We start from the raw sequence: 1,447 nt of genomic DNA, 5'->3' as shown, positions 1-1,447 counted from the left end.
TGGACTGACCCCGACAAATTGGACGATCGTAAATCTATACCTGAATAGACTGAGTCCTGTATTCAACAGGGCTCAGTCCGTTTAACTTCAGCCTGATCCGTCGGTGATTGTAGTAGTGGATGTAGTCCACCAAGCCGGCGTGAAGCTCGTCCAGACTACTGAATTTGTTCAGGTAAAAAAATTCGGATTTCAGCGTGCCAAAAAAGCTTTCCATCGCCGCATTGTCGTAGCAATTACCTTTACGCGACATGCTAGGCGTGACCGAGCGTTCTTTGAGAAGTCGACCATAGATCGGCATCCGATATTGCCACCCTTGGTCGGAGTGCAAAATTGGCTTCTCCTGCGGCTGAAGGCGATCAAATGCCTTTTTCAGCATCGCCCCGACCATGCTGAATAAGGGTCGTCTGGCTATGTCGTAAGAAATGATTTCGCCGTTATACAGATCCAGGATGGGCGAGAGATAAAGTTTCTGCCCTCCAACCTTGAACTCTGTGACGTCGGTTACCCACTTCTGATTTGGCTGTTGTGCTTCAAACTCGCGCTTCAGCAGATTAGGAGCAGCCTGGCCTGCTTCTCCTTTGTAAGCGCGATATTTCTTCACACGCACAAGGCTCTTGATCTGAAGCTCGGTCATCAGACGTTGAACCGTCTTGTGGTTGACCCGGTGACCAGCATCTCGAACTGCCAAAGTGATGCGGCGATAGCCATATCGTCCTTTGTGCTCGTCGAAAATGGTGCGGATCCTGGCTTTCAGATCCGCATACTTGTCGGCCGCCTGGAGCACCTTGTGCTGATAGTAAAACGTGCTGCGCGCCAACCCGGCTGCTTTCAGCAAGTCCTCAAGAGGGTAATGCTGCCTTAGCTCGATTACGATTTGCGCTTTTTCTGCTGCGCTGCTCGTTTCTTCTGAACCAAGGCATCGAGCTTTTTTAGATAGTCATTTTCCAACCGAAGCTGATTCAGCTCCGCGATCAGCTCATCCCGAGTACGGGAATCATCATCGGGTGACTGGGGTTGAGAAGATGAAGTCGGTTTCGGCATTTTTTTCTGAGATCCAGGTCGGTTGGGCTGCCGAGACAAGGCATTTTTACCGGCCTTATCATAGCGACGCTCCCAGTCACCAATGATGTTGAATTTTCGGATATCAAACAATGCCGCCACTTGGCGGTAGGAAAGTTGCTCTTCGCGCATGCGTTTCAAGACGGATAGTCTGAATTCAGCGCTGTAATGCTGCACCTTTTTTGATTCTAGAGCGGCCGCGCCATGGACCTGATAGGCCGCGACCCACTGGCGCAATGAAGAAAAATCTACATCGTGCCGCCCCGCAACATCTCTAAGACCCGCTTTGCCGGAGCAGTAGTCCTGCACCGCCAACAGCTTCACTTGAACTGTGTACTTCGCCATAAAACACCCCATCGGTTGTGTCCAACCTTTGGGGTGCAGTCCA

1 protein-coding gene is annotated in these 1,447 nt (G+C 51.0%); it reads right to left on the bottom strand.

Annotation, left to right across the window (positions count from 1 at the left end):
• Positions 1-34 precede the first annotated feature (34 nt).
• A protein-coding gene (locus tag M5G18_RS28895) for an IS3 family transposase (protein WP_273900360.1) occupies positions 35-1,404 on the bottom strand; the annotation gives its coding sequence in 2 pieces (ribosomal slippage) (positions 35-933 and positions 933-1,404; 1,371 coding nt in all).
• Between the last annotated feature and the right edge of the window lie 43 nt (positions 1,405-1,447).

Source organism: Pseudomonas aphyarum (assembly GCF_028657055.1).
Classification (GTDB): Bacteria; Pseudomonadota; Gammaproteobacteria; order Pseudomonadales; family Pseudomonadaceae; genus Aquipseudomonas; species Aquipseudomonas aphyarum.
Note: the sequence above shows the minus strand (reverse complement) of the source record. Positions and strands in the feature narration are given on the sequence as shown.